An 18596-nucleotide genomic window follows, 5' to 3' on the forward strand; every position below is an offset into this window, starting at 1 on the left:
CAAAAAAAAGAGGCATTATCACAAGCATGTCCCGACGAGGAAACTGCTTTGATAATGCCGTCATCGAATCCTTCCACTCCTCTTTAAAGTCAGAAGAATTCAGCCCTCTGGATCGAGGGAAACTAACCAACCATACAGTACGAAAGAAAATAGAATCGTACATGTATTATTATAATTATTGTCGTCCTTTTACAAAATTAAACTGCCAGACTCCGGTAGAATTTAGAGTCAAGGCAGCTTAGGTGTTTTATTTAGTCTTATTTGACTGTGTCACTCCAAATTTCCTCAAGCGTTTTTTCATGTTTATTATCGGGTTTGTCCAGTTCCATGCATCATATACTTAACAGTTGTTAATGCTTTGAGCCCCATTGGTCCTCTGGCATGAAGTTTCTGTGTAGAGATTCCAATTTCAGCACCAAATCCCAACGCTCCTCCATCAGTGAAACGAGTAGAAGCATTATGATAGAGAGCGGCAGCATCAACAAGCATCATGAATTTCTTCGCTGTTTCTGTGTTTTCCGTGACAATGGCTTCGGAATGCTTTGTACCATATTGTTCGATGTGATCGACTGCTTCATCCAAAGAAGGTACAATCTTCACGGCAATATCCAGACTTAGATATTCATTTGCCCAATCTTCTTCTCCAGCAGGCTTCGCATCTTCAATCGCTTCGACAACTTTTTCATCTCCGTGAATGGATACATTGTGCTCCTTAAGCTTTTCTACAAATGCACTCTTATTTTCTTTAAACCAGTCTTCATGCAGGATAACGGTTTCAGCTGCATTACATACTGCTGGACGGTCTGTTTTTGCATTGATGATGATGTTTAATGCTTTTTCCACTTGAGCTTCATTATCAACATAGATATGACAGTTTCCTACTCCAGTTTCAAGGACAGGAACAGTTGCATTATTAACGACAGCATTGATTAATGCCCCTCCACCGCGCGGAATCAACACGTCAATATGCTCTTTCATCGTGAATAACTCACTTGTTGCTTCTCGATCGGTTGTATTAACGAATTGTACTGCATCTTTAGGAATATCCGTTTTCTCAAGTGCTTCATGCATGACGTCCACAATTGCTTTGTTCGAGGTAATGGCATTTGAACCACCTTTTAGGACAATGGCATTACCGGATTTTAGTGCTAATCCGGTTGCATCAACCGTTACATTAGGACGTGCCTCATAAATCATTCCGATGACACCAAGTGGGACCGTTACCTTTTGAACTTGTAGTTGATTTTCAAGAGTCCAATCGGATACTACTTTTCCTGTGGGATCTTCCAGGTCAGCTACTTGACGGAGACCACTTGCGAAATCTTCAACACGTTCTTTAGAAAGTGATAAACGATCCATAAATGCAGCTTCGAAGCCCTTTTCTTTCCCTCTTTCAAGGTCTTTTTCATTTTGCTTTAGTATAGATTCGTAATTCGTCTCTAAATGATCGGCAAGGATGTGAAGGGCTCTATTTTTTTGATCGGTAGTCAGCATACTTAGTGTTTTAGAAGCTTTCTTTGCAAGCACCGCTTGTTTTTTTACACTAGTTTTTTCTATAGTTAAAGTCATCAAATACCTCCTGGTTTTTTGAAAAGAATTCGAACGGATTTTGCAGGGGAAGAAGGAGACAAACTCCTTCTTTTATACTCCTACTGGAATGGGTAAATCTACATGACATACTAGTTGGTCAATCTCGACTGCGATTTGATCTGCTTTGATGTCTGTAGGTTTTTTTAGTTGTCCTGAACGGAAATTGACCATCCCCAAACCAATTTCTTCATTTCGATTATCAAGGATTCGCACGACTGCACCTTTATTAAATCGGCCTTTTACAGTATAAATATCATCAATTGTTAAACTTTCTTTTTGTTCCAGAATACGTTCTTTCGCATCTGAATCAATGGTGATTTCACCTTCGGGACCTGAGTTGAACGCAATCCATTGCTTTTTGGAATCAAGGTTTACGGAATCTTCTGCAGATTCAAAGTACGTACCTTTTGCTGTATGTTGGACAGCATCGTAAATAACATTTGAGTTTCCTGATTTACCAAGAAACGCAGGAATTCCAGAAGCCATTGTGATTTTAAATGCATCTATTTTGGATCTCATTCCACCAGTTCCTACAGAACTTCCAGGCTCTCCTGCCATGTCTTCGATATCTTCAGTGATTTCCGTTACGCTTTCTAACAGCTCAGCATCTGGATTTTTACGTGGATCAGAATCATATAGTCCGTCAATGTCAGATAGAATGATGAGTTGATCAGCATCTACTAATGCCGCAACTTTGGCAGAAAGGGTATCATTGTCTCCGAATTTCAATCGGTCAATCGTCACTGTATCATTTTCATTGACAATTGGGATGATCCCTCTTTCAAGCAGGACATTGATTGTATTTCTTGCATTGTTGTATCGGTCTTCATCAGAAAAATCACTACGAGTGATCAGAATTTGAGAAGCCACATATCCGTTAGAAATTAACAGGTCAGAATACGCTTCAATCAATAGACCTTGACCAATAGCTGCTGCTGCCTGCTTCTCTGGAAGAGAGCTTGGACGTGTTAAGCATCCTAATTTACGATAACCGGCAGCAACTGCACCTGATGAAACAAGCAATACTTCATGGCCATCATCCTTTAAACGGACGACTTCATCAACAAGACGTTCCAGTTTTCTACGACTCATTTCTCCATGCAGGCTTGTTAATGAACTACTTCCAATCTTGATTACGATACGTTTCTTCTGATTATTTTGGGACATTCAATCACTCCTAGTAAAAAGGTCCGTCCCTCGCCCCTCTTTATGTGTGTAGGGACAGACTTGTATTTCTTGTTTGGTTGGTATTAGTTATTTGGGGTGTTTACGTTTCGATGTTTGTTTAGCTAGTTACTAAATGTTTGGACTGTAAGGATGAGCTTATTTCTTTCGATCGTTTTTCTGCTCCCTTGACAGCTTCTGAGATAGCCTTACCTCCGCCGAACTCTGCTAGTTTATCAAGTCCTGCAGCTGTAGTACCATTTGGGGATGTTACATTCTCTCTTAGTTGAGTTGGTGATTCTTCACGTTCAAGCATCATTTTGGCTGCACCGAAAATGGTTTGAGCTCCAATTTTACGAGCTAGTTCTGGTTCTAATCCGGCTTCGGCACCTGCCTTTTCAATGTGTTCCATTAAATAGTAAAAGTATGCCGGGCCACTGCCTGCAATTCCGGTGAAAATGTCCATCTTACTTTCATCAATCACGAACACTTCACCAATGCTTGATAATAACTCTTCTGCAATTTCCATGTCTTCCCTTGAAGTAAAGCGACCTGCACTTATGGCTGTAGCAGATTCTTTCAACATACTTGACGTATTTGGCATGACTCGGATAACAGGCTGACCTGCAGGTAATTGCTCTTCCATATGAGAAGTAGTGATTCCTGCAAGCACCGACATAATCACTGTATCGTTTCTTACCAAGTGATTAATTGAATCTAATGCTTTATCAATATCTTTCGGCTTCATAGCGAGAATAAGAATATCTATCTCATTATAGGGTAAATCATCTTTTGTGATAGCCGTTATATCGTATTTCGCTTTCATTCCCTGAAGTCTTCCTTGATTGCTTCGATTAGAAACAATAATTTGTTCTGGTGGGATCTTTCCGCTTTGTACAGTACCTGAAATCATAGCTTCCGCCATGTTTCCTGCACCTAGAAAAGCTATCGTTTTATGTTTTAACAATCGTATCCACTCCTGTTCTAATATTGTTTGTTGGGTTTTTAATCGTACATTCATTGTTTAAGTTTAGTATTAATTATGAAAGAATTGTTTGTTGTTAAATTTCCTGGTTAATGTGTATAAAAACCTTTGTTGTCGTGTGTTTGTTTACAACGTTTATAATCGTAACATGCTGGTATATGATATCAAGGGCAATAAAGGAAGTAGTTAGGAATTAGCCGAAATACGAAGTGGAAGCGCTATCATTACCATTTATGTTAGTCAGATTCCTTCTAAAGGCTATATATTGGCTCAGAGAGCGTATAATCAGAATTTTTACTTTTGCTTTACTGCTTGAATGAGCGTCGATTTTTCTAACACATACTGTCAGAGCAGTTCTTATAGCTGTATTCATTCCTACTTCCCAATCGACACAAAAAATAAGCCCGTTAAGCATTTTCCAGCTTCACGGGCTAAATAAATTCATTCAGTTGTAGCTTCGTCTGAGCTCTTTCCATTCAGGAAATCTTTCAGAGCTTGTATATTTTCTTCAAAATTAATATCAAGTACAGATCCTACACCGCTATAGCTGCCAAAACCATACGATCCTTCAACTGGAATGGTGAGCTTTTCCATATCACTGCTGTTACTCAACAGGATATCTTTAGCGATGGAAATTTGATCAAGCTTACTCATATTTGTCTGGATATAGGGTTGAATGGATCCCGCCATTTTAGGAAGCTTTGTAACTCCACCTATTGAGAGGACCTCATCTTTAAGAGCGTTTATGACTTTTTGTTGTCTTTCAACCCTTCCAAAGTCTCCCTCTGCATCAGCACGGAACCTTGCATACCCCAATAATTCTTTCCCATTTAAGTTTTGAACACCAGGCTGAAGGGAAACACCAATGTTTTCCGACATCGCCTTTTCCACTTCCATTTCAATTCCATCCGGTGCCAGTATATCAACGGATTGTTCAAATCCTTTGAAGTCGACTACCATGAAATATTGAATATCAAGATCAAAGTTGTGTTTGATGGTCTTTCTGAGCAATTCTGGTCCACCTAAATAAAATGCTGTATTCAGCTTGTAGTTTTTGTATCCAGGTATTTCTACATATATATCCCTCATAAAGGAAACGAGTCTGGTTTCATTTGTTTTGGGATTGATCTGTGCGAGCATCATCGTATCGGTTCTGGATTTCTCCTCGCCTCTGCTGTCGACTCCCAATAGAAGTACGTTGACCATACCGTTTTTATCTTTCACACCATTGAAACTATAATCTTCTTGAAGCTTATCGTCGCCAGCCATTTTGTATCCACTATAAAATTGAAAAGCTGCATAACCGAGTAAACTAAATATAATTAATAATAATACCAATATCACTTTTCTTCCGCGTTTTTTCTTTTTAGACTTGCGGTCTAATCGTGAATCCATTTCTTCACCTACTTTTATGACATTCATGAATTACTGATGATAGTAAGAAATAGTACTCTATTCGAATGAAATTGACAATCGAAGAATCTTGGATAAACTAACACATTTCTCCATACTATTTGAAAGTTTATTTTATCACAAATATCCATAAAAGTATTTATTTGTTCCTATCACTGTAAATGAAGTGAATGGAAGAAACCGTTCGTAAGGTCTTTTACATCAAGCTCCTCTGCTTTTCTGTAAGAAATGATGAATGAAGTAGAAGGCCCGCTGGATTTGTCCAAGTCTTGGATTGAAGTGACATCCTCTCTTCTTAAAGGCTTCCCTAATAAGAGAGAAAGTTCATAAAAAACGCCTTTAGAGCCGACTGGCATTATATCGATGATAGATGAGTGATGAACACAATTCATAAAAAGAGATAGTGGAGCAATGAATGTGTGTTGTTCTATCACCTCATTCCCTACCAGTGGGGTTCCGATAAGCGCATAAGCAAGATTCGAACAAGAGGTTATGGGTCTTTTCTTGTTTCTCATGCCAATACACGTAACTCCAAGGGCCGATTGATTAAGACCGATATTCGATTCAGTACTCCCCGTAATTGGAATGCCTTCCTGATTCATTTCACTTAAACCTTTCTTCACACCACTGCAATACTGATCCCATACAGCTTCACTTGTAAAGTTCAGTAATTGAATAGCTTTGAGCCTTGCTCCCACTGCCAAACATTCCATCGCTGCTACACGGAAACAGTAATACCCCACTGTCTCTGGATCGGCCAGGACTACATCTCCTTCTTTATTTCCAATCCCTCCGCTGCAATCAGTAGCCAGAATCAACTCTTCTTCATCTGAAATTGAAATGGATATAACATCTCGAGGCTTGATCATGCGTTTTCCCCCCTTTTCACTCTTGACTTAAGAGGAGGATACAAGAAGTGGGCAATCGTTAAATTGATGAAACTCGCTATTAGTAAGGAAGGTAGAATGGCATAGTAAAATGAAGAACTAAGGATAAATATAAATGGAATTCCCGCGAGTAGACCGTTTCCTATAAAAAAAAGGATGGCTGCAAGTACCCTTTTCCCATTCGAAAACACATATCCAAATAACCATACAAAGAAGGCCATTTCAGCAGCAATGAGCAAGTGAAAAGGGCCAAGAGGGAAGCCTGAGTACATGCTTGAAAGCAAGTGACCCCCACCTGCAACGATCGCCCCCCATCTCCCATTGTAAAGGGATGCAATTAATAGTGCAGGCATACTATCCAATGCAACCGTACCTATTACGGCAGGTATCTTCACCATTCCACCGATCGCAGAAAAACCCATAAACAATGAAAGTAGCAAAAGAGTCCTAAGATTACTTTTCATTTTTCTGAACTTTACTGTTTGAAAATACGTTTGCGCTGCGAATATATTCGACATCTTTAACATTACAACGATAATTGATCACACGGGCCAATGCGAAAAAGTAATCGGATAATCGATTGATATACTGCAATGTCACAACTGGAAAGTCCTCTTCCGCTTTTGAAAGCGAAACCATGATTCTCTCTGCTCTTCTTGTAACCGTTCTAGCTAAGTGGATACTTGATGAGGCTTTCACGCCACCTGGTAAAATGAACTTCTCAAGTGGAGGCGCTTCCTTCGTAAACCTATCAATCTTAACCTCCAACGCCTGGACGGATTGGGGCTGAAGCTTGATTTTTCTAAGCTTAGAAACGTTGGATAGGTCACCGCCACAATCAAATAGTTCATGCTGAATCGTCTCAAGATCCTGTAATATATCCTGAAAACGCTCGACATCCAGTTCTGAAATGGCTTGTCCAACAAAAGAATTCACTTCATCCAATGTTCCATACGCTTCGACACGAATATCATCTTTATCTACTCTTCCACCGATTAAGCTCGTTTGACCTTTATCACCAGTTCTTGTGTAAAGCTGCATACTTACCCTCTCCTTTATCCTTTTAACGATGTAGCAAGGCCGTACCAAACCAGCCATACTTCCTTAGACATTTTCGCCAGATCTTGATAAACCCATCCTGTCAAATCCCGCCATTCCCTGGACAGCTTTTCCATTGGGACAATTCCTTTCCCGACCTCTGAACCTATCCAGATCACTCTGCGATCAGGGTCTTCTTCTTCCCACTGTTTTAAGGTTTGCATCAAAATTGTAAAAGACTTTCGGACTTCGGAATCATTATTTAAAATGGTTGATCGAATGCCATACTCAAGTCCCTCTATTACGATGACAGGGTTTGAAAAGTTGATATCATCCAAATGAATCCTTTTTCCACTAAATAATGGAATCCAGGTTGTATCAGTTTCTTTAAGATTAAAATGGGTTTTCACCCATATGCTTTTCCCATTAAAGGAACCTCCCGTAACGAAGTACATGTTTGATTCCTCCAATCATTTTCTGTCTTCCATACCATTTCATACCCTTCTCCATGGTTGACCTTCCATTCCCAAAACGTTCTGTGAACATTTCTAGGAGATAAAGAAGTTAATAGATGTCGAATGACTCCACCATGAGTAACAACGGCGTACCGCTTCCCATTGTGCTCTTCTATCTGAGCTACGATCTGTGCCCAGGCTAAATCGACTCGTTTTCCAAATTCATCTATCCCTTCCCCATTTGGTGGAGAAATGGATGGGTCCAATAACCATTCTTGATAAACATCGTCATACTTTAAGCTTTCGTAGGTTAAACCTTCCCAGCCTCCAAAGTGTATCTCTCTTAAAAGGGATGAAGAGATTAATGGAGCATGAGGAAACAGTAAGTGAGCTGTTTCTAAACAGCGATTAAGATCACTCGAAAAGCATCGTTCATACTCTTCAAAAAAAGTATTTCGCCTCTTTAGTAATTCGATTCCATTTCGAGATAAACTGGAATTGGTCCAGCCGAGGTATTTCCCCTTCTCATTTTCCTCTGTTAAACCATGGCGAATGCATGCAATAACCATATAGTCATCCATAAACACAACTCCACTCCCTCTACACTGCCCCCGATTGTATCACCGGACATACCGCCAAACCATTTGATGGATCTAGAATAAACAAGCCAGAATAAAGCTAACGTCACCATGGTGAATAAAGCATAAAAATAAAAGCAATTTAAAAAGAAGCTGCCGACTCCACCCAGTAATAAACCAGAAACAATCCAAATAAGATCATAACCCGTCACATTCTTACTGAAACCATATCCCATTCCTGACGTCTGGGCTGCAGGGATAAGAATTAAACTCGCCCCCATCATCATTCGACTTAAAAAGGGAATCGACACAAGGACCATACCAATCAAAATAGTGGAATGGGTTTGAATGATGGTTTCATAAATAAATAAAAACCGTGATGAAAGCAATACCACCAGGGACAAAACGCCAAAGGCACCTACCCTCGGGTCTTTCATGATGTCTAATCGCTTCTCCCTATCTCTATAGGAAAAAAAGGCATCACTTGCATCCATATAACCATCTAAATGGATACCACCCGTTAATACGATTGGCATTACCCAGATATAGAATGATATTCCTAAAGGGCTTATGTGGGTAAAAGAATTCAGAAAAACATATCCTCCTAGAAGAAACACACCTACAAAAAAACCTAGCAGTGGAAATGTTCTGACCATCCACTTCATTTCCCTTTTGCCTACTGAAAATTCTTTACGGATCGGCAGAATCGTAAAAAACTGCAGGTTAAGGAGAAAGCTTTTAAATAGGATCATGAGGCAACCGTCCTTCCTCATTCGGACCCCTCTTTTTCACAACCGGGATTCCCGCCGTCATTTCGATTGCCACACATGCTTTTTTCACCATTCTTATATGTAATGCACCAAGTCGTTTCTGGAAAGTAAGAAGATCGTTTGAATCAATTGGAAGGTCAGAAACCAATTCATTACTAACCAGGATCAGTACATCTACTTTATTTAGCAACTGTACGATAGACTGATAGATTCTCTCTTCTATATACTGGCCTTTCACCTCTATACTACCATACGTCTCATTTGTTAAAAGAGTCGTGAGGCAATCTAACAGAACTACAGAGTGTTGAGGAATTTGGTTGATTATCCTATCAATTGAATTCGGACATTCAATCGTCGTCCATTCCACAGCATACGCTTGCCGGTCCTGCTGGTGTTTCAAGATTCTTTGCTCCATCTCCCTGTCAGTGTTCACTCCACAAGCAAGATAGACCAATGGAACGTTTGCCTTTTTCTTCTCTATTGCCCATTTTTCAGCAAAAGAGCTTTTGCCGCTTCTAACCCCTCCGGTTATAAAATATAGGGTTCCCAACCCGATTCCCCCTCTCCTCTACCACCCTGTCGTTGATATAATTCTACTCTGTTTGATCCAAATAGCGTTGAATAGCTTTTTTTGTCACCTCATATACCCCGCGCCCAATCAACTTCCCTATTGGTGTAATCGGCCCGGCAAACGGTTCCAGCTCACCCTTTTGACTTGAAGCAATCAGAATACTGTCGGTCGGTGTCCCGGTTGCAAGCTGACCTGTTCTTCTGTCCCTCACATTCATATCGTAAAGGGCCCTCACTTTCGCTTCTGTTGAGGTTACAAGGGCTTCTATATATGCTTCATCTGATAGATTCCCATTTATGAACACCCACGTATTAATCGTGCCTGGCCTTAAATCAATATCATATTGATAACTTGTTGAGACATCAATCGCATTCCCGACACCTGCTGTCACCACAACGAAAACGGAATGCCCCTGAACTTCGAAACGATCGCATACCATATTATTTAAAGGAAGAGCCGTCATCATGCCTACAGAAAATGAGGGATCCAGTCCTTTATGAACAAGAAACTCCCTCATATCCTCTTGATAATCTGAGCAGTCATAATCTGCAGGGACTCTTCGATTGATAAAGTGCCTGTACCACCCGATTCCTGCACCAATAATCCCTGAGGACATGCATTTTAATGGATAAGGGGCAGAGAAATGTATGTATTCTTCCCTCACGTTTAGGTAGCTTTCATCTAACACAAAGCTCTCGGTCGCACTCTCCTCAGGAACAATTACCATTTGAGGTTTTGCCACTAAAGGATGAGCTTGTTTCTGAACCTTTGTATGATACACCTCTTCAATATGTTTCTCTTTCAGAACCTCTTCCGGGTGGTGGAGAAGTTTGGTTTTTCCTTTGTCTAAGAGAAGTAAGCGATCACAGTATAAACTTGCTAAATTTAAGTCATGAAAGATCGCGATGACCGTTAAATTTTCGTGTACCGTTTGATTTTTAATTAAATCCAACAATGATTTCTGATACGAAAGATCAAGATGATTAGTTGGTTCATCAAGCAACAGGACCTGTGGCTCCTGAGCGAGAGCCTGGGCAAGGAATACCCTCTGCCGTTCTCCCCCGGACAACTCATGAAGGAAGCGGTGCTGAAAGGGCGTAATGCCCGTTTGATCCATTACCTTTTCTACGATTTCGGTATCCCGTTCAGTCGTTCCTTTAAAGAAACCTTTTTGGTGAGAATATCTCCCTAGCATAACCGTCTCCCTCACTTCATAGGAAAAGGATTCTGTCGATATCTGAGGAAGTACCGCTACCTGTCTGGCTAAATCCCTTGAAGAAAAATGATGCAGTTTTTTTCCTTTTAACGTGATGTTTCCACTCATTAATGGAAGCAGACCCGTCATGGCTTTTAACAGCGTCGTCTTTCCACTTCCGTTAGGTCCAAGAACCCCAAAGAATTCTCCTTTATCTATATGAAAATTCATGTCTTCCACGGTTATTTTATCGTTATATCCCACGGTCACACCGTTTACATCTATCATGATGAAAGCCCTCTTTTCTTCAGGAGAATATAAGCAAACATCGGGGCACCAATAAGAGCTGTTATCACTCCAATCGGAAGCTCGGTTGGTGCAATGATGGTTCTTGAGATGAGATCAGCCAACACGAGAAAGCCTCCGCCTACAAGGATGGACAAAGGAAGTAAGTGTCTATGGTCATGCCCTACTATCCTTCTTAGAAAATGAGGGATTACAAGTCCCACAAATCCAATTGTACCTGAAACGGCGACAGCCGCTCCCGTCAGGATACTTCCTGCAATTAAAATAAGGAGTTTTCTTCTTTGTACGGATATTCCGATATGATGGGCTTGTTCTTCACCAAAGCTCATGCCATTCAGTTCCTTGCCGTTGAGAAACAAAACTATCACTCCAATTAAGAAAAAGGGGAATATTATCGTAATGTAATCCCACCCTCTCATGGACACGCTTCCAAGAAGCCAACCGATGATCTGTCTTAATTCCTCTCCCGTCAGGGCGATCATTAAGGATATGAAGGAACCTAAAAAAGAGCTGAAAATGATTCCTGTTAATATGATGGTTTCTACCTTCATGGTTCTTTCAACCTTCTGTGCAAACCATAATACGAGAAACACGGTTATAATCGAACAAAGAATACTGAGAAAGGGAAGCGTAAACTTCCCAATGAAAGGAATGCTCCAATTAAAGAACAACGTAATAACAGCGCCGACCGATGCTCCCGAAGACACACCCAATGTATATGGATCAGCCAGCGGGTTGCGCAATAGTCCTTGAAAAGAAGCTCCTGCAATTGCTAGGGAGCTTCCAACCAATAATGCCAGTAATACTCTGGGCAATCTTATTGAGTACACTATATTTGCAAACATTGGATCAATTTCTTCAGGTATAGGGAATCCAAACCATTTAGCTCCAACGATGAACAGAATATCCATCGGTGGCACAGAGACGGTTCCTATCGAAATACCGGCAAAGAGAGCGAAAAGTAAAAACATCACAGCCAACCCGTATGTTATCCATATTTTATTCTGCAAATAACTCCGGATAGATCGACTTTGCAATTTCCTCTACTCCTTCAACTAATCTCGGACCCGTACGTGTGACCAGATCTGAATGTACGTCATGGACATCTTCATTTTTTATAGCGGTTACATCTTTCCAACCTTCTCGGCCCATCACTTGTTCTTTAGGATTTTCACTATAAAAACCATAGGTAGTAATGATGACGTCCGGATTGGAAGAGATGACTGCTTCTTGGTTAACTTGGATCCATCCCTCCTGATCACTCATCACATTTTCGGCATTTACAAGTGAAAGCATTTGATCAATAAAAGTATTTTTCCCTGTCGAATATATGTCAGGAGAAGGTGAAACCTCTACATACACTTTTTTATTTTCAGATACACCACTGACTTTTTCCTTAATGGATTCTAGATCCGCTTTCATCTCAGAAATGACGGATTCAGCTTCGTCTTTTTTCCCGACCAATGTGCCGATGTTTTTCATCGTGGTGTACACTTCCTCAAAGCTGTTGGCATCACGTACGATATATATCTTTACCCCTGCATTGCGAAGCTGTTCTAATCCTTCTTCTGCCGACACAGCAGTGGACTCATGAGCAAGAACCAAATCCGGATTCAGACTGATGATCTTCTCAACGTTAAATTCCATTCCACCTATTTTTTCTTTGTCCGCCGCTTCTTTTGGGTAATTATCAAAATCTGAAACCCCTACAATTTCATTATTCAACCCTAACTCGAATAAGATTTCTGTGTTACTTGGAATCAATGAAACAATATGCTTAGGTTGCTCATCCAGCGTGACTTTATTATTCAGGGCGTCGTTTACTGACAAAGGAAAAGCAGATTGTCCCTGACTGACTTCCCCGCTATTTTCATTTTTTTCTACACTTTCTCCGTCAGTACCGCAAGCTGAAAGGAGTCCTAGAGATAATATTAATACAATAGTGATTTTGAATATGTGTTTCATACGTTTTCCTCCTGTAAATAAACTTATTCCCAGACAAAAAAACATCTCCAGTGGGACTAGAGATGCTATGTAAGATGCATAAAAGGCTTTAAACCGTTAAACATGCACATTACACCTTTCTATCCGCGTAGTTTGGGTGCGATAGAAATCAGGCAGGTCTCCTGGCTCATGGTCATTGCTTGCTGCACCTTCCCATGCACATTAGCACAGTGGTTTTTATACAGTTCACTTCCATTTACAGTGGCGGGACCGCGTTGGAATTACACCAACTTCCCTATTATGAAGCGAAGAAGTATCGTCACTTCCGCTTCACCTGATCTCATGTCGTATGTAATTATTCCGTTCAACAGAATTATACACAAGATTCTATGGATAGTGAATGGAATTTGATAAACTTTGCTGAAAATAGCAGGAATACTTCTTTTCGAAACATTTACCGGTGCAACCTTGCGAGCTAATAGATTGTCCCCTCCATTCTTTCGTGTTAAAATCTGTTTCAAGTAATCGCTTTACTGCTTTAGAGGAGCACATATGGTACAGGAGGTTCAGCAATGAATGAAAAAAAAGAAATCGCTACCTTTGCTGGTGGTTGTTTTTGGTGTATGGTAAAGCCATTTGATGAATTACCGGGCATTATTGATGTTGTGTCAGGTTATTCAGGGGGACACCTTGAAAACCCAACATATCAAGATATAAAAGCAGGAAAAAGTGGACATTATGAAGCTGTTCAAATCACGTATAATCCTGATTTGTTCCCTTATGAAAGATTATTAGAGCTATACTGGCCTCAGATTGATCCAACGGATGATGGCGGACAATTCCATGACCGCGGGGATCAGTACCGCACAGCTATTTTCTATCATAATGAACACCAAAAACAATTAGCTGAAAAGACGAAGAACGAAATAGTAGACAGTGGACGATTCAAGAAGCCAATCGTCACAAACATTCTTCCTGCCTCCACTTTCTATCCGGCAGAAGAATACCATCAAAAATTCTACAAGAAAAATCCAGATGAATATAAACAAGACCGTACAAAATCAGGTCGCGATGAATTTATAGATAATCATTGGAAGAATTAAATAGTGGGATGAAAAAAACTCCTTTCGCCAAACTAATGGCAGGAAGGAGTTTTTGTATGAAGAAATATGAGAAAAATACAGAAGACAAAGAGCAGGTTATCGGGTTTGAAGGACCAGGGAAAGTCGTCAATTTCTTTGACCCCTATCCGGATGAAGATGAAGAGAATGTAAATAACTTGGATACGGTAGATAATCATTCTTCAGAAAAACAGTAAAAACATAAAAGGTGAAGATTATATAAATTTAACCTTCACCTTTTCATATTAACCAATGCCATTGTGCCCATTTTGTATGACTTCAAACAAATTTGACATGATTTCATACGCACCAAACATCCAATCCTGATGAAAAAGGTATCACCTTTAACGAAAATGGTTAAAATGTCGGTAAAAAGCCAAAAGATCAGAAGGTGAAAAAATGTATATTTGGTTAGGGTCTGTTATTCTTACGGTTTTCCTGTTTACTAGAATCCCTACAGTCAAAAAGTCCATTCATGTAAGGAATAGTTTTCTCGTAAAAAAATGCTCCATCATCATTCCAGCCAGAAATGAAGAACAGTCGATTGGAAATCTATTATCGAGTATTCAGAAGCAATTTATTCAGCCGTTTGAAGTGATCGTTGTAAATGATGGATCTAAGGATCGAACGAAGGCAATAGCTGAAGGGTTCGGTGCAACTGTCGTGGATACTCCCCCTCTTCCACATGGATGGAATGGGAAATCTTGGGCTTGTTGGAACGGGGCGGAAGCATCAAAAGGTGAATTCTTACTGTTTGTTGACTCAGATACATGGTTCGAGCAAGCAGGACTTCTTAGAATATGTGAGACTTATCAAGAACAGCAATGTCAGGGAATTCTGAGCATTCATCCCTATCATAGGATGAATAGTGGATATGAAACTTTATCCATGATGTTTCATTTAATGGTATTCGCCGCAACAAGTGTAACCCATCTCCTTTCCGGGTTGGTCAGACCTTCGGGTGGGTTTGGTCAGTGTTTCCTGTGTACAAGAGATGTATATCAGCGAATCGGTGGGCACCAAGCAATCAAAGGAGATATGGTGGAGCATTTTGCTTTAAGTCGACGTGCAAAAAAATGTGGAGAATTAGTAGAAGCAGTCAGCGGACGCAATGCCATATCCATGAGAATGTACGGGAAAGGGTTGAGTGAGTTATTCCACGGGTGGTCGAAGAGTTTCGCTTCCGGGGCAAAATCGACAAACATCATCCTTTTGGGACTATCTTCTTTGTGGATTACCTCTCTCACTTCTTTTGTCATACATTCGCCGGTAATGGTATGGACAGACCCATATATTTATATGATTCAGTACTTGTTTTTAAGTGTTTATTTTTATTTCATTCTTAGCAGGATTGGAAATTTCACCATTTTTGAGACGCTCTTATTTCCAGTCCATATTCTATTTTTCGTTATGACCTTTTCCCACTCGGTGTTTACAACATTTTCGAGGAAAAACACAAAGTGGAAGGATCGATACATTTATTTAGAGAAAGGGAAGGATGAAAAGATGAAATGATCATCCTTATAAATATTTTCGCATGGGTAAGTATTCATTTCGTTATTCCCTTTTTGACATCCAGATTGACCACCAAACAACTCCAAAGGATGTCCCCCCTCTTTCAGCCTCTTTAAATGGAAGCCAGGGGTGGTATGTTTCTGTTTTTGAAGATTAAGAAATATATACCTGATGCAGGGGGAGGGTTTCGTGGTGGCTTATATAAGAATGAAATCGGCCTCTCTTCTCAACAGGGGCGGATTACGTTCCTTCACGAATTGAATCGTGCCGAAGTATCCCACTGGCTACAAATGATACTGGCACCTTTCTTTTACATTCTAAATAGTGGAGTCGAGTCCTGAGTAATGTTTCTATACGGAATATTATTTAACCTGCCCCATATTCTCTTGCAGCGCTACAATCGAATGAGGGTCTAAAGATAATAGTTCAATATTCCCCGTTAAAATCTCGGAATCTAAGTCCCCAAATTTCTAACCATTTTACAAATAGTGAATAAATTAATAAAAGTTGGACCATTTTAATGATAAGAACCGAGGAAGTCCTCCACTTCAATAGCCATACATCACCCGATTTGCTCGGTTCCCTCTTCTAGCCCCTCCTTCTTCCGGGACAAATAGTACAACTCTATGGACTCCTTCACAAGGGAGAATCCTTTTTCTCAAATTAAAAGTGGTCTGCGCGTGATTCGTCAAGCACCGGAGCTTTTGCTGATGTATATAAAAGAGTGCTGACAGTTAGTCAGCACTCTTTTATATATGTTCAAGAAAATCAGGATAGGCCACACTCTCTGGGTGAGCCTCCCATTATTGTTTTTACTTTTTTAAGTAGGTCCAGCCTTCTTCTTGATAAACCCGGTCTTCCTTCATGAGTTTTCCAAGGGCTCGTTTGAAGGAAGCTTTGCTCATATTAAAGCGATCTTTGATATCATCCGGCTGGCTCTTATCCCAAAAAGGAATAGCTCCATTTCTTTCTTCCAGATACTCGAGAATGACTTCTGCATCATCCAGCATTTTGTCCTGCTTTAACGGTAAAAATGAAACATTTAAGTTCCCGTCATCCTTAACGTCGATGACTCTCCCTTCAACCAGCTCTCCCAGTCTTGGCTCCGCCTTGCGTTCATTCTCGTGAACAAAGCATCGATATCCTTGTTCGGATAGGAAGAAGGTTCCGACTCTAAGCAGTCGATACACTCGTCCCTGGACTTTTGCGTTCATCATTTCTGTAGATGCTCTTCTAGATACCTGTTCAATGATATTTTCAGTGGCTAATCGTCCGTATAAGCGGTCCTGCTTATCACGATTCAATGTTAAAAACAACTGATCGCCCGGGTTTGGCCAAAGTTCCAGGAATTTAGGAAGATCGTCTGCTGACACTAAAATATCCTTAGGAAGGCCAATGTTAACGAAAACACCTAAATCCTCACGTTTATCCACTACCTCAGCCCATCCGTAAGCACCGACTTGTACTTTAGGGATACGCATTGTGGCCGTAAGGCGAACATCCTTATCATGATAAAGAAATACTTTCACAGTATCTCCTTCTTGAATTTCTTCTGTTATTTCAGAATGGTGCAATAGCACACGATCTATTTCATTCGTTAAAAAGAAACCATAGGGTACTTCATGATCAACGAATAAATCCACTACCGTACCTGGTTTTAAAGAAGACATTATTCTATTTCCTCCTATTTCAATTAAGTATTAACTTAGTCATCTCTCTACTCAAGTTTTGTATTCACTAAATATAGCTTTTTTCAATGATTATGTATAGTACATGAGGCGATTTTTATAATAAACCATCAATTTAGAAAATAAAGAATTCGTTAACATTTATGGAAACCTCTTACCGTTTCATCTGATGGTAGCAAGAATGTCAACATACCTAACAAAGGGAGAAAGCTGCAAAGGATCATGACGAAACGAATGGTGAATAGATCGGCGAGTCCCCCGAAGATGACTGCACCTACAGCTCCCATTCCAAAGGCAAGTCCAACGGTTAGTCCTGATACCATTCCAATTTTGTGTGGCAATAGCTCTTGTGCATACACAACGATTACACTAAAGCTTGACGACAAAATAAACCCGATGCAAAAGATAAATGGATAGACGATACTTAAAGATAAGTAAGGTAAAGCAAGGGTTAACGGGGCAGCACCTAACATTGAAAAGAAAATGATATTCCTTTTTCCAAAACGGTCTGCCAGAGGCCCTCCCAAGAAGGTTCCCAGTACTCCCGCAAACATAAATACAAAAATGTATGCTTGCGCTTCTTTAATTGAAAGACCATAATCCTCAATTAAATAAAACTGGTAGTAATTGGATAACCCAGCTCCATACCACGAACGGGCAAACACTAAAAACACCACCAACACCATTGCCCATTTAATTCTTCTATGAATCGGGTTTTTCTTCACGTTTGTCTTGTTATGTCGGTTCATCTTTTCATTAGAACGTAATTGTTCAGAGTACCAATTGGATACATGAAATAAAACAATGACCCCTAAGATTGCTACAAAGGAAAACCACAAAGCCCCTTTTTGGCCAAATGGAACAAATATAAATGCCGTAATCAATGGTGCAAGTGACTGCCCGGTATTCCCACCTACCTGGTAAATAGATTGAGCAAGGCCTCTGCGGTTTCCTGCTGCCATATATGCTACCCTGGAACCTTCGGGGTGAAAGATGGCAGAGCCGAAGCCGATGAATAACACAGACAAAATGATCCATAAAAAATGGCCGGATAATGCAAATCCTACCAAACCAATTAAGCTTGATAGCATTCCTAAAGGAAGTAAATAAGGTTTCGAACGTATATCCGCATAATAACCGAATACTGGCTGCAGCAAAGAAGATGTCATATTGAGGGCAAATGCGATCCAGCCAATTTGGGTATAACTCAGCTGCAAAGATTTCTCAATGATTGGAAACATGGCTGGAACAACTGCCTGTAAAGTATCATTTATAAAATGACCAGAGCTAATGGCTAATAGAATACCGTAAATAGTAGGATTCTGCAGGGGTTTCACAGCTGTTTGAGCCAAAAATGTCACTCCTCCCTTTTATTT

General features: G+C 40.2%; 21 protein-coding genes and 1 riboswitch. Of the genes, 5 read left to right on the forward strand and 16 right to left on the reverse strand.

The genetic code is table 11. The features are described from left to right. The coding region (locus F0342_RS14975) for an integrase core domain-containing protein (protein WP_149156683.1) at positions 1 to 242 on the forward strand (242 nt) is incomplete at its 5' end. A gap of 64 nt (positions 243 to 306) precedes the next feature. Here the strand turns inward: F0342_RS14975 and F0342_RS14980 are convergent. The 14 genes from F0342_RS14980 to F0342_RS15045 form a co-directional block, all read right to left on the reverse strand. Next, positions 307 to 1569, reverse strand: a complete 1263-nt coding sequence (locus tag F0342_RS14980) for a glutamate-5-semialdehyde dehydrogenase (protein ID WP_149156704.1) — start codon at positions 1567 to 1569, stop codon at positions 307 to 309. A gap of 72 nt (positions 1570 to 1641) precedes the next feature. After that, complete coding sequence (gene proB / locus F0342_RS14985) at positions 1642 to 2757, reverse strand: glutamate 5-kinase (protein WP_149156705.1); 1116 nt, start codon at positions 2755 to 2757, stop codon at positions 1642 to 1644. 118 nt (positions 2758 to 2875) lie between these two features. Further along, a complete protein-coding gene (proC, locus tag F0342_RS14990; RefSeq protein WP_149156706.1) occupies positions 2876 to 3721 on the reverse strand; it encodes a pyrroline-5-carboxylate reductase in 846 nt (281 codons plus the stop codon). Between the two features lie 459 nt (positions 3722 to 4180). Then, positions 4181 to 5134: an LCP family protein gene (locus tag F0342_RS14995; protein ID WP_149156993.1), complete on the reverse strand. Its 954-nt coding sequence runs from the start codon at positions 5132 to 5134 to the stop codon at positions 4181 to 4183. 170 nt (positions 5135 to 5304) lie between these two features. Then, a complete protein-coding gene (locus F0342_RS15000; RefSeq protein ID WP_149156707.1) occupies positions 5305 to 6021 on the reverse strand; it encodes an ATP-binding protein in 717 nt (238 codons plus the stop codon). Beyond that, positions 6018 to 6461, reverse strand: coding sequence for an ECF transporter S component (locus F0342_RS15005; protein ID WP_262481755.1), 444 nt, complete (start codon positions 6459 to 6461; stop codon positions 6018 to 6020). Before F0342_RS15005 ends, F0342_RS15000 begins: the two co-directional genes overlap by 4 nt. 31 nt (positions 6462 to 6492) lie before the next feature. Beyond that, positions 6493 to 7080, reverse strand: a complete 588-nt coding sequence (locus tag F0342_RS15010; protein ID WP_149156709.1) for a cob(I)yrinic acid a,c-diamide adenosyltransferase — start codon at positions 7078 to 7080, stop codon at positions 6493 to 6495. 14 nt (positions 7081 to 7094) lie between these two features. Then, complete coding sequence (locus tag F0342_RS15015) at positions 7095 to 7532, reverse strand: bifunctional adenosylcobinamide kinase/adenosylcobinamide-phosphate guanylyltransferase (protein ID WP_149156710.1); 438 nt, start codon at positions 7530 to 7532, stop codon at positions 7095 to 7097. Then, positions 7484 to 8113 carry a histidine phosphatase family protein gene (locus tag F0342_RS15020; RefSeq protein WP_149156711.1) on the reverse strand — a complete coding sequence of 210 codons (630 nt, stop codon included), beginning with the start codon at positions 8111 to 8113 and terminating at the stop codon, positions 7484 to 7486. The genes F0342_RS15015 and F0342_RS15020 overlap by 49 nt, the downstream gene beginning before the upstream one ends. Further along, complete coding sequence (locus F0342_RS15025) at positions 8071 to 8862, reverse strand: adenosylcobinamide-GDP ribazoletransferase (RefSeq protein WP_149156712.1); 792 nt, start codon at positions 8860 to 8862, stop codon at positions 8071 to 8073. Before F0342_RS15025 ends, F0342_RS15020 begins: the two co-directional genes overlap by 43 nt. Then, positions 8849 to 9430, reverse strand: a complete 582-nt coding sequence (locus F0342_RS15030) for a bifunctional adenosylcobinamide kinase/adenosylcobinamide-phosphate guanylyltransferase (protein WP_188048569.1) — start codon at positions 9428 to 9430, stop codon at positions 8849 to 8851. The genes F0342_RS15025 and F0342_RS15030 overlap by 14 nt, the downstream gene beginning before the upstream one ends. Before the next feature lie 43 nt (positions 9431 to 9473). Further along, positions 9474 to 10934, reverse strand: a complete 1461-nt coding sequence (locus F0342_RS15035; RefSeq protein WP_149156714.1) for an adenosylcobinamide amidohydrolase — start codon at positions 10932 to 10934, stop codon at positions 9474 to 9476. Then, on the reverse strand, positions 10931 to 11989 hold the full coding sequence (locus tag F0342_RS15040) for a FecCD family ABC transporter permease (RefSeq protein WP_149156715.1): 1059 nt from the start codon (positions 11987 to 11989) through the stop codon (positions 10931 to 10933). The genes F0342_RS15035 and F0342_RS15040 overlap by 4 nt, the downstream gene beginning before the upstream one ends. After that, positions 11952 to 12917, reverse strand: coding sequence for an ABC transporter substrate-binding protein (locus F0342_RS15045; RefSeq protein WP_149156716.1), 966 nt, complete (start codon positions 12915 to 12917; stop codon positions 11952 to 11954). The genes F0342_RS15040 and F0342_RS15045 overlap by 38 nt, the downstream gene beginning before the upstream one ends. A 134-nt stretch (positions 12918 to 13051) precedes the next feature. After that, a riboswitch (cobalamin riboswitch) is annotated at positions 13052 to 13249 on the reverse strand. A gap of 219 nt (positions 13250 to 13468) precedes the next feature. Between F0342_RS15045 and msrA the strand changes: the two genes are divergently transcribed. From msrA to F0342_RS15060, 4 genes are all read left to right on the forward strand, one after another. Next, entirely contained in the window at positions 13469 to 13999 is a 531-nt protein-coding gene (gene msrA / locus F0342_RS15050) for a peptide-methionine (S)-S-oxide reductase MsrA (protein WP_149156717.1), read from the forward strand. A 56-nt stretch (positions 14000 to 14055) separates the two neighbouring features. Next, complete coding sequence (locus F0342_RS24935; RefSeq protein WP_188048570.1) at positions 14056 to 14214, forward strand: hypothetical protein; 159 nt, start codon at positions 14056 to 14058, stop codon at positions 14212 to 14214. 202 nt (positions 14215 to 14416) lie between these two features. Next, positions 14417 to 15532: a glycosyltransferase family 2 protein gene (locus F0342_RS15055; protein WP_149156718.1), complete on the forward strand. Its 1116-nt coding sequence runs from the start codon at positions 14417 to 14419 to the stop codon at positions 15530 to 15532. A gap of 146 nt (positions 15533 to 15678) precedes the next feature. Then, on the forward strand, positions 15679 to 15873 hold the full coding sequence (locus F0342_RS15060) for a hypothetical protein (RefSeq protein WP_149156719.1): 195 nt from the start codon (positions 15679 to 15681) through the stop codon (positions 15871 to 15873). A gap of 471 nt (positions 15874 to 16344) precedes the next feature. Here the strand turns inward: F0342_RS15060 and F0342_RS15065 are convergent, their stop codons facing one another. Further along, complete coding sequence (locus F0342_RS15065; protein WP_149156720.1) at positions 16345 to 17202, reverse strand: CvfB family protein; 858 nt, start codon at positions 17200 to 17202, stop codon at positions 16345 to 16347. 152 nt (positions 17203 to 17354) lie between these two features. Beyond that, the gene (locus F0342_RS15070) at positions 17355 to 18572 is read right to left on the reverse strand and encodes an MFS transporter (protein ID WP_149156721.1); all 1218 of its coding nucleotides are present in this window, start codon (positions 18570 to 18572) and stop codon (positions 17355 to 17357) included. Between the last annotated feature and the right edge of the window lie 24 nt (positions 18573 to 18596).

Source organism: Bacillus sp. CH30_1T, assembly GCF_008364765.1.
Classification (GTDB): Bacteria; Bacillota; Bacilli; order Bacillales; family Bacillaceae_B; genus Rossellomorea.

What these genes read in the sequence shown, in the direction of transcription:
- msrA (WP_149156717.1), top strand. Translation starts at nt 13,469, where the DNA reads ATGAATGAAAAAAAAGAAATCGCTACCTTTGCTGGTGGTTGTTTTTGG.
- F0342_RS15035 (WP_149156714.1), bottom strand. Translation starts at nt 10,934, where the DNA reads ATGATAGATGTAAACGGTGTGACCGTGGGATATAACGATAAAATAACC.
- F0342_RS15045 (WP_149156716.1), bottom strand. Translation starts at nt 12,917, where the DNA reads ATGAAACACATATTCAAAATCACTATTGTATTAATATTATCTCTAGGA.
- F0342_RS15015 (WP_149156710.1), bottom strand. Translation starts at nt 7,532, where the DNA reads ATGTACTTCGTTACGGGAGGTTCCTTTAATGGGAAAAGCATATGGGTG.
- F0342_RS15065 (WP_149156720.1), bottom strand. Translation starts at nt 17,202, where the DNA reads ATGTCTTCTTTAAAACCAGGTACGGTAGTGGATTTATTCGTTGATCAT.
- F0342_RS24935 (WP_188048570.1), top strand. Translation starts at nt 14,056, where the DNA reads ATGAAGAAATATGAGAAAAATACAGAAGACAAAGAGCAGGTTATCGGG.
- F0342_RS15005 (WP_262481755.1), bottom strand. Translation starts at nt 6,461, where the DNA reads ATGGGTTTTTCTGCGATCGGTGGAATGGTGAAGATACCTGCCGTAATA.
- F0342_RS15010 (WP_149156709.1), bottom strand. Translation starts at nt 7,080, where the DNA reads ATGCAGCTTTACACAAGAACTGGTGATAAAGGTCAAACGAGCTTAATC.
- F0342_RS15000 (WP_149156707.1), bottom strand. Translation starts at nt 6,021, where the DNA reads ATGATCAAGCCTCGAGATGTTATATCCATTTCAATTTCAGATGAAGAA.
- proB (WP_149156705.1), bottom strand. Translation starts at nt 2,757, where the DNA reads ATGTCCCAAAATAATCAGAAGAAACGTATCGTAATCAAGATTGGAAGT.
- F0342_RS14980 (WP_149156704.1), bottom strand. Translation starts at nt 1,569, where the DNA reads ATGACTTTAACTATAGAAAAAACTAGTGTAAAAAAACAAGCGGTGCTT.
- F0342_RS14995 (WP_149156993.1), bottom strand. Translation starts at nt 5,134, where the DNA reads ATGGATTCACGATTAGACCGCAAGTCTAAAAAGAAAAAACGCGGAAGA.
- F0342_RS15025 (WP_149156712.1), bottom strand. Translation starts at nt 8,862, where the DNA reads ATGATCCTATTTAAAAGCTTTCTCCTTAACCTGCAGTTTTTTACGATT.
- F0342_RS15055 (WP_149156718.1), top strand. Translation starts at nt 14,417, where the DNA reads ATGTATATTTGGTTAGGGTCTGTTATTCTTACGGTTTTCCTGTTTACT.
- F0342_RS15020 (WP_149156711.1), bottom strand. Translation starts at nt 8,113, where the DNA reads ATGGATGACTATATGGTTATTGCATGCATTCGCCATGGTTTAACAGAG.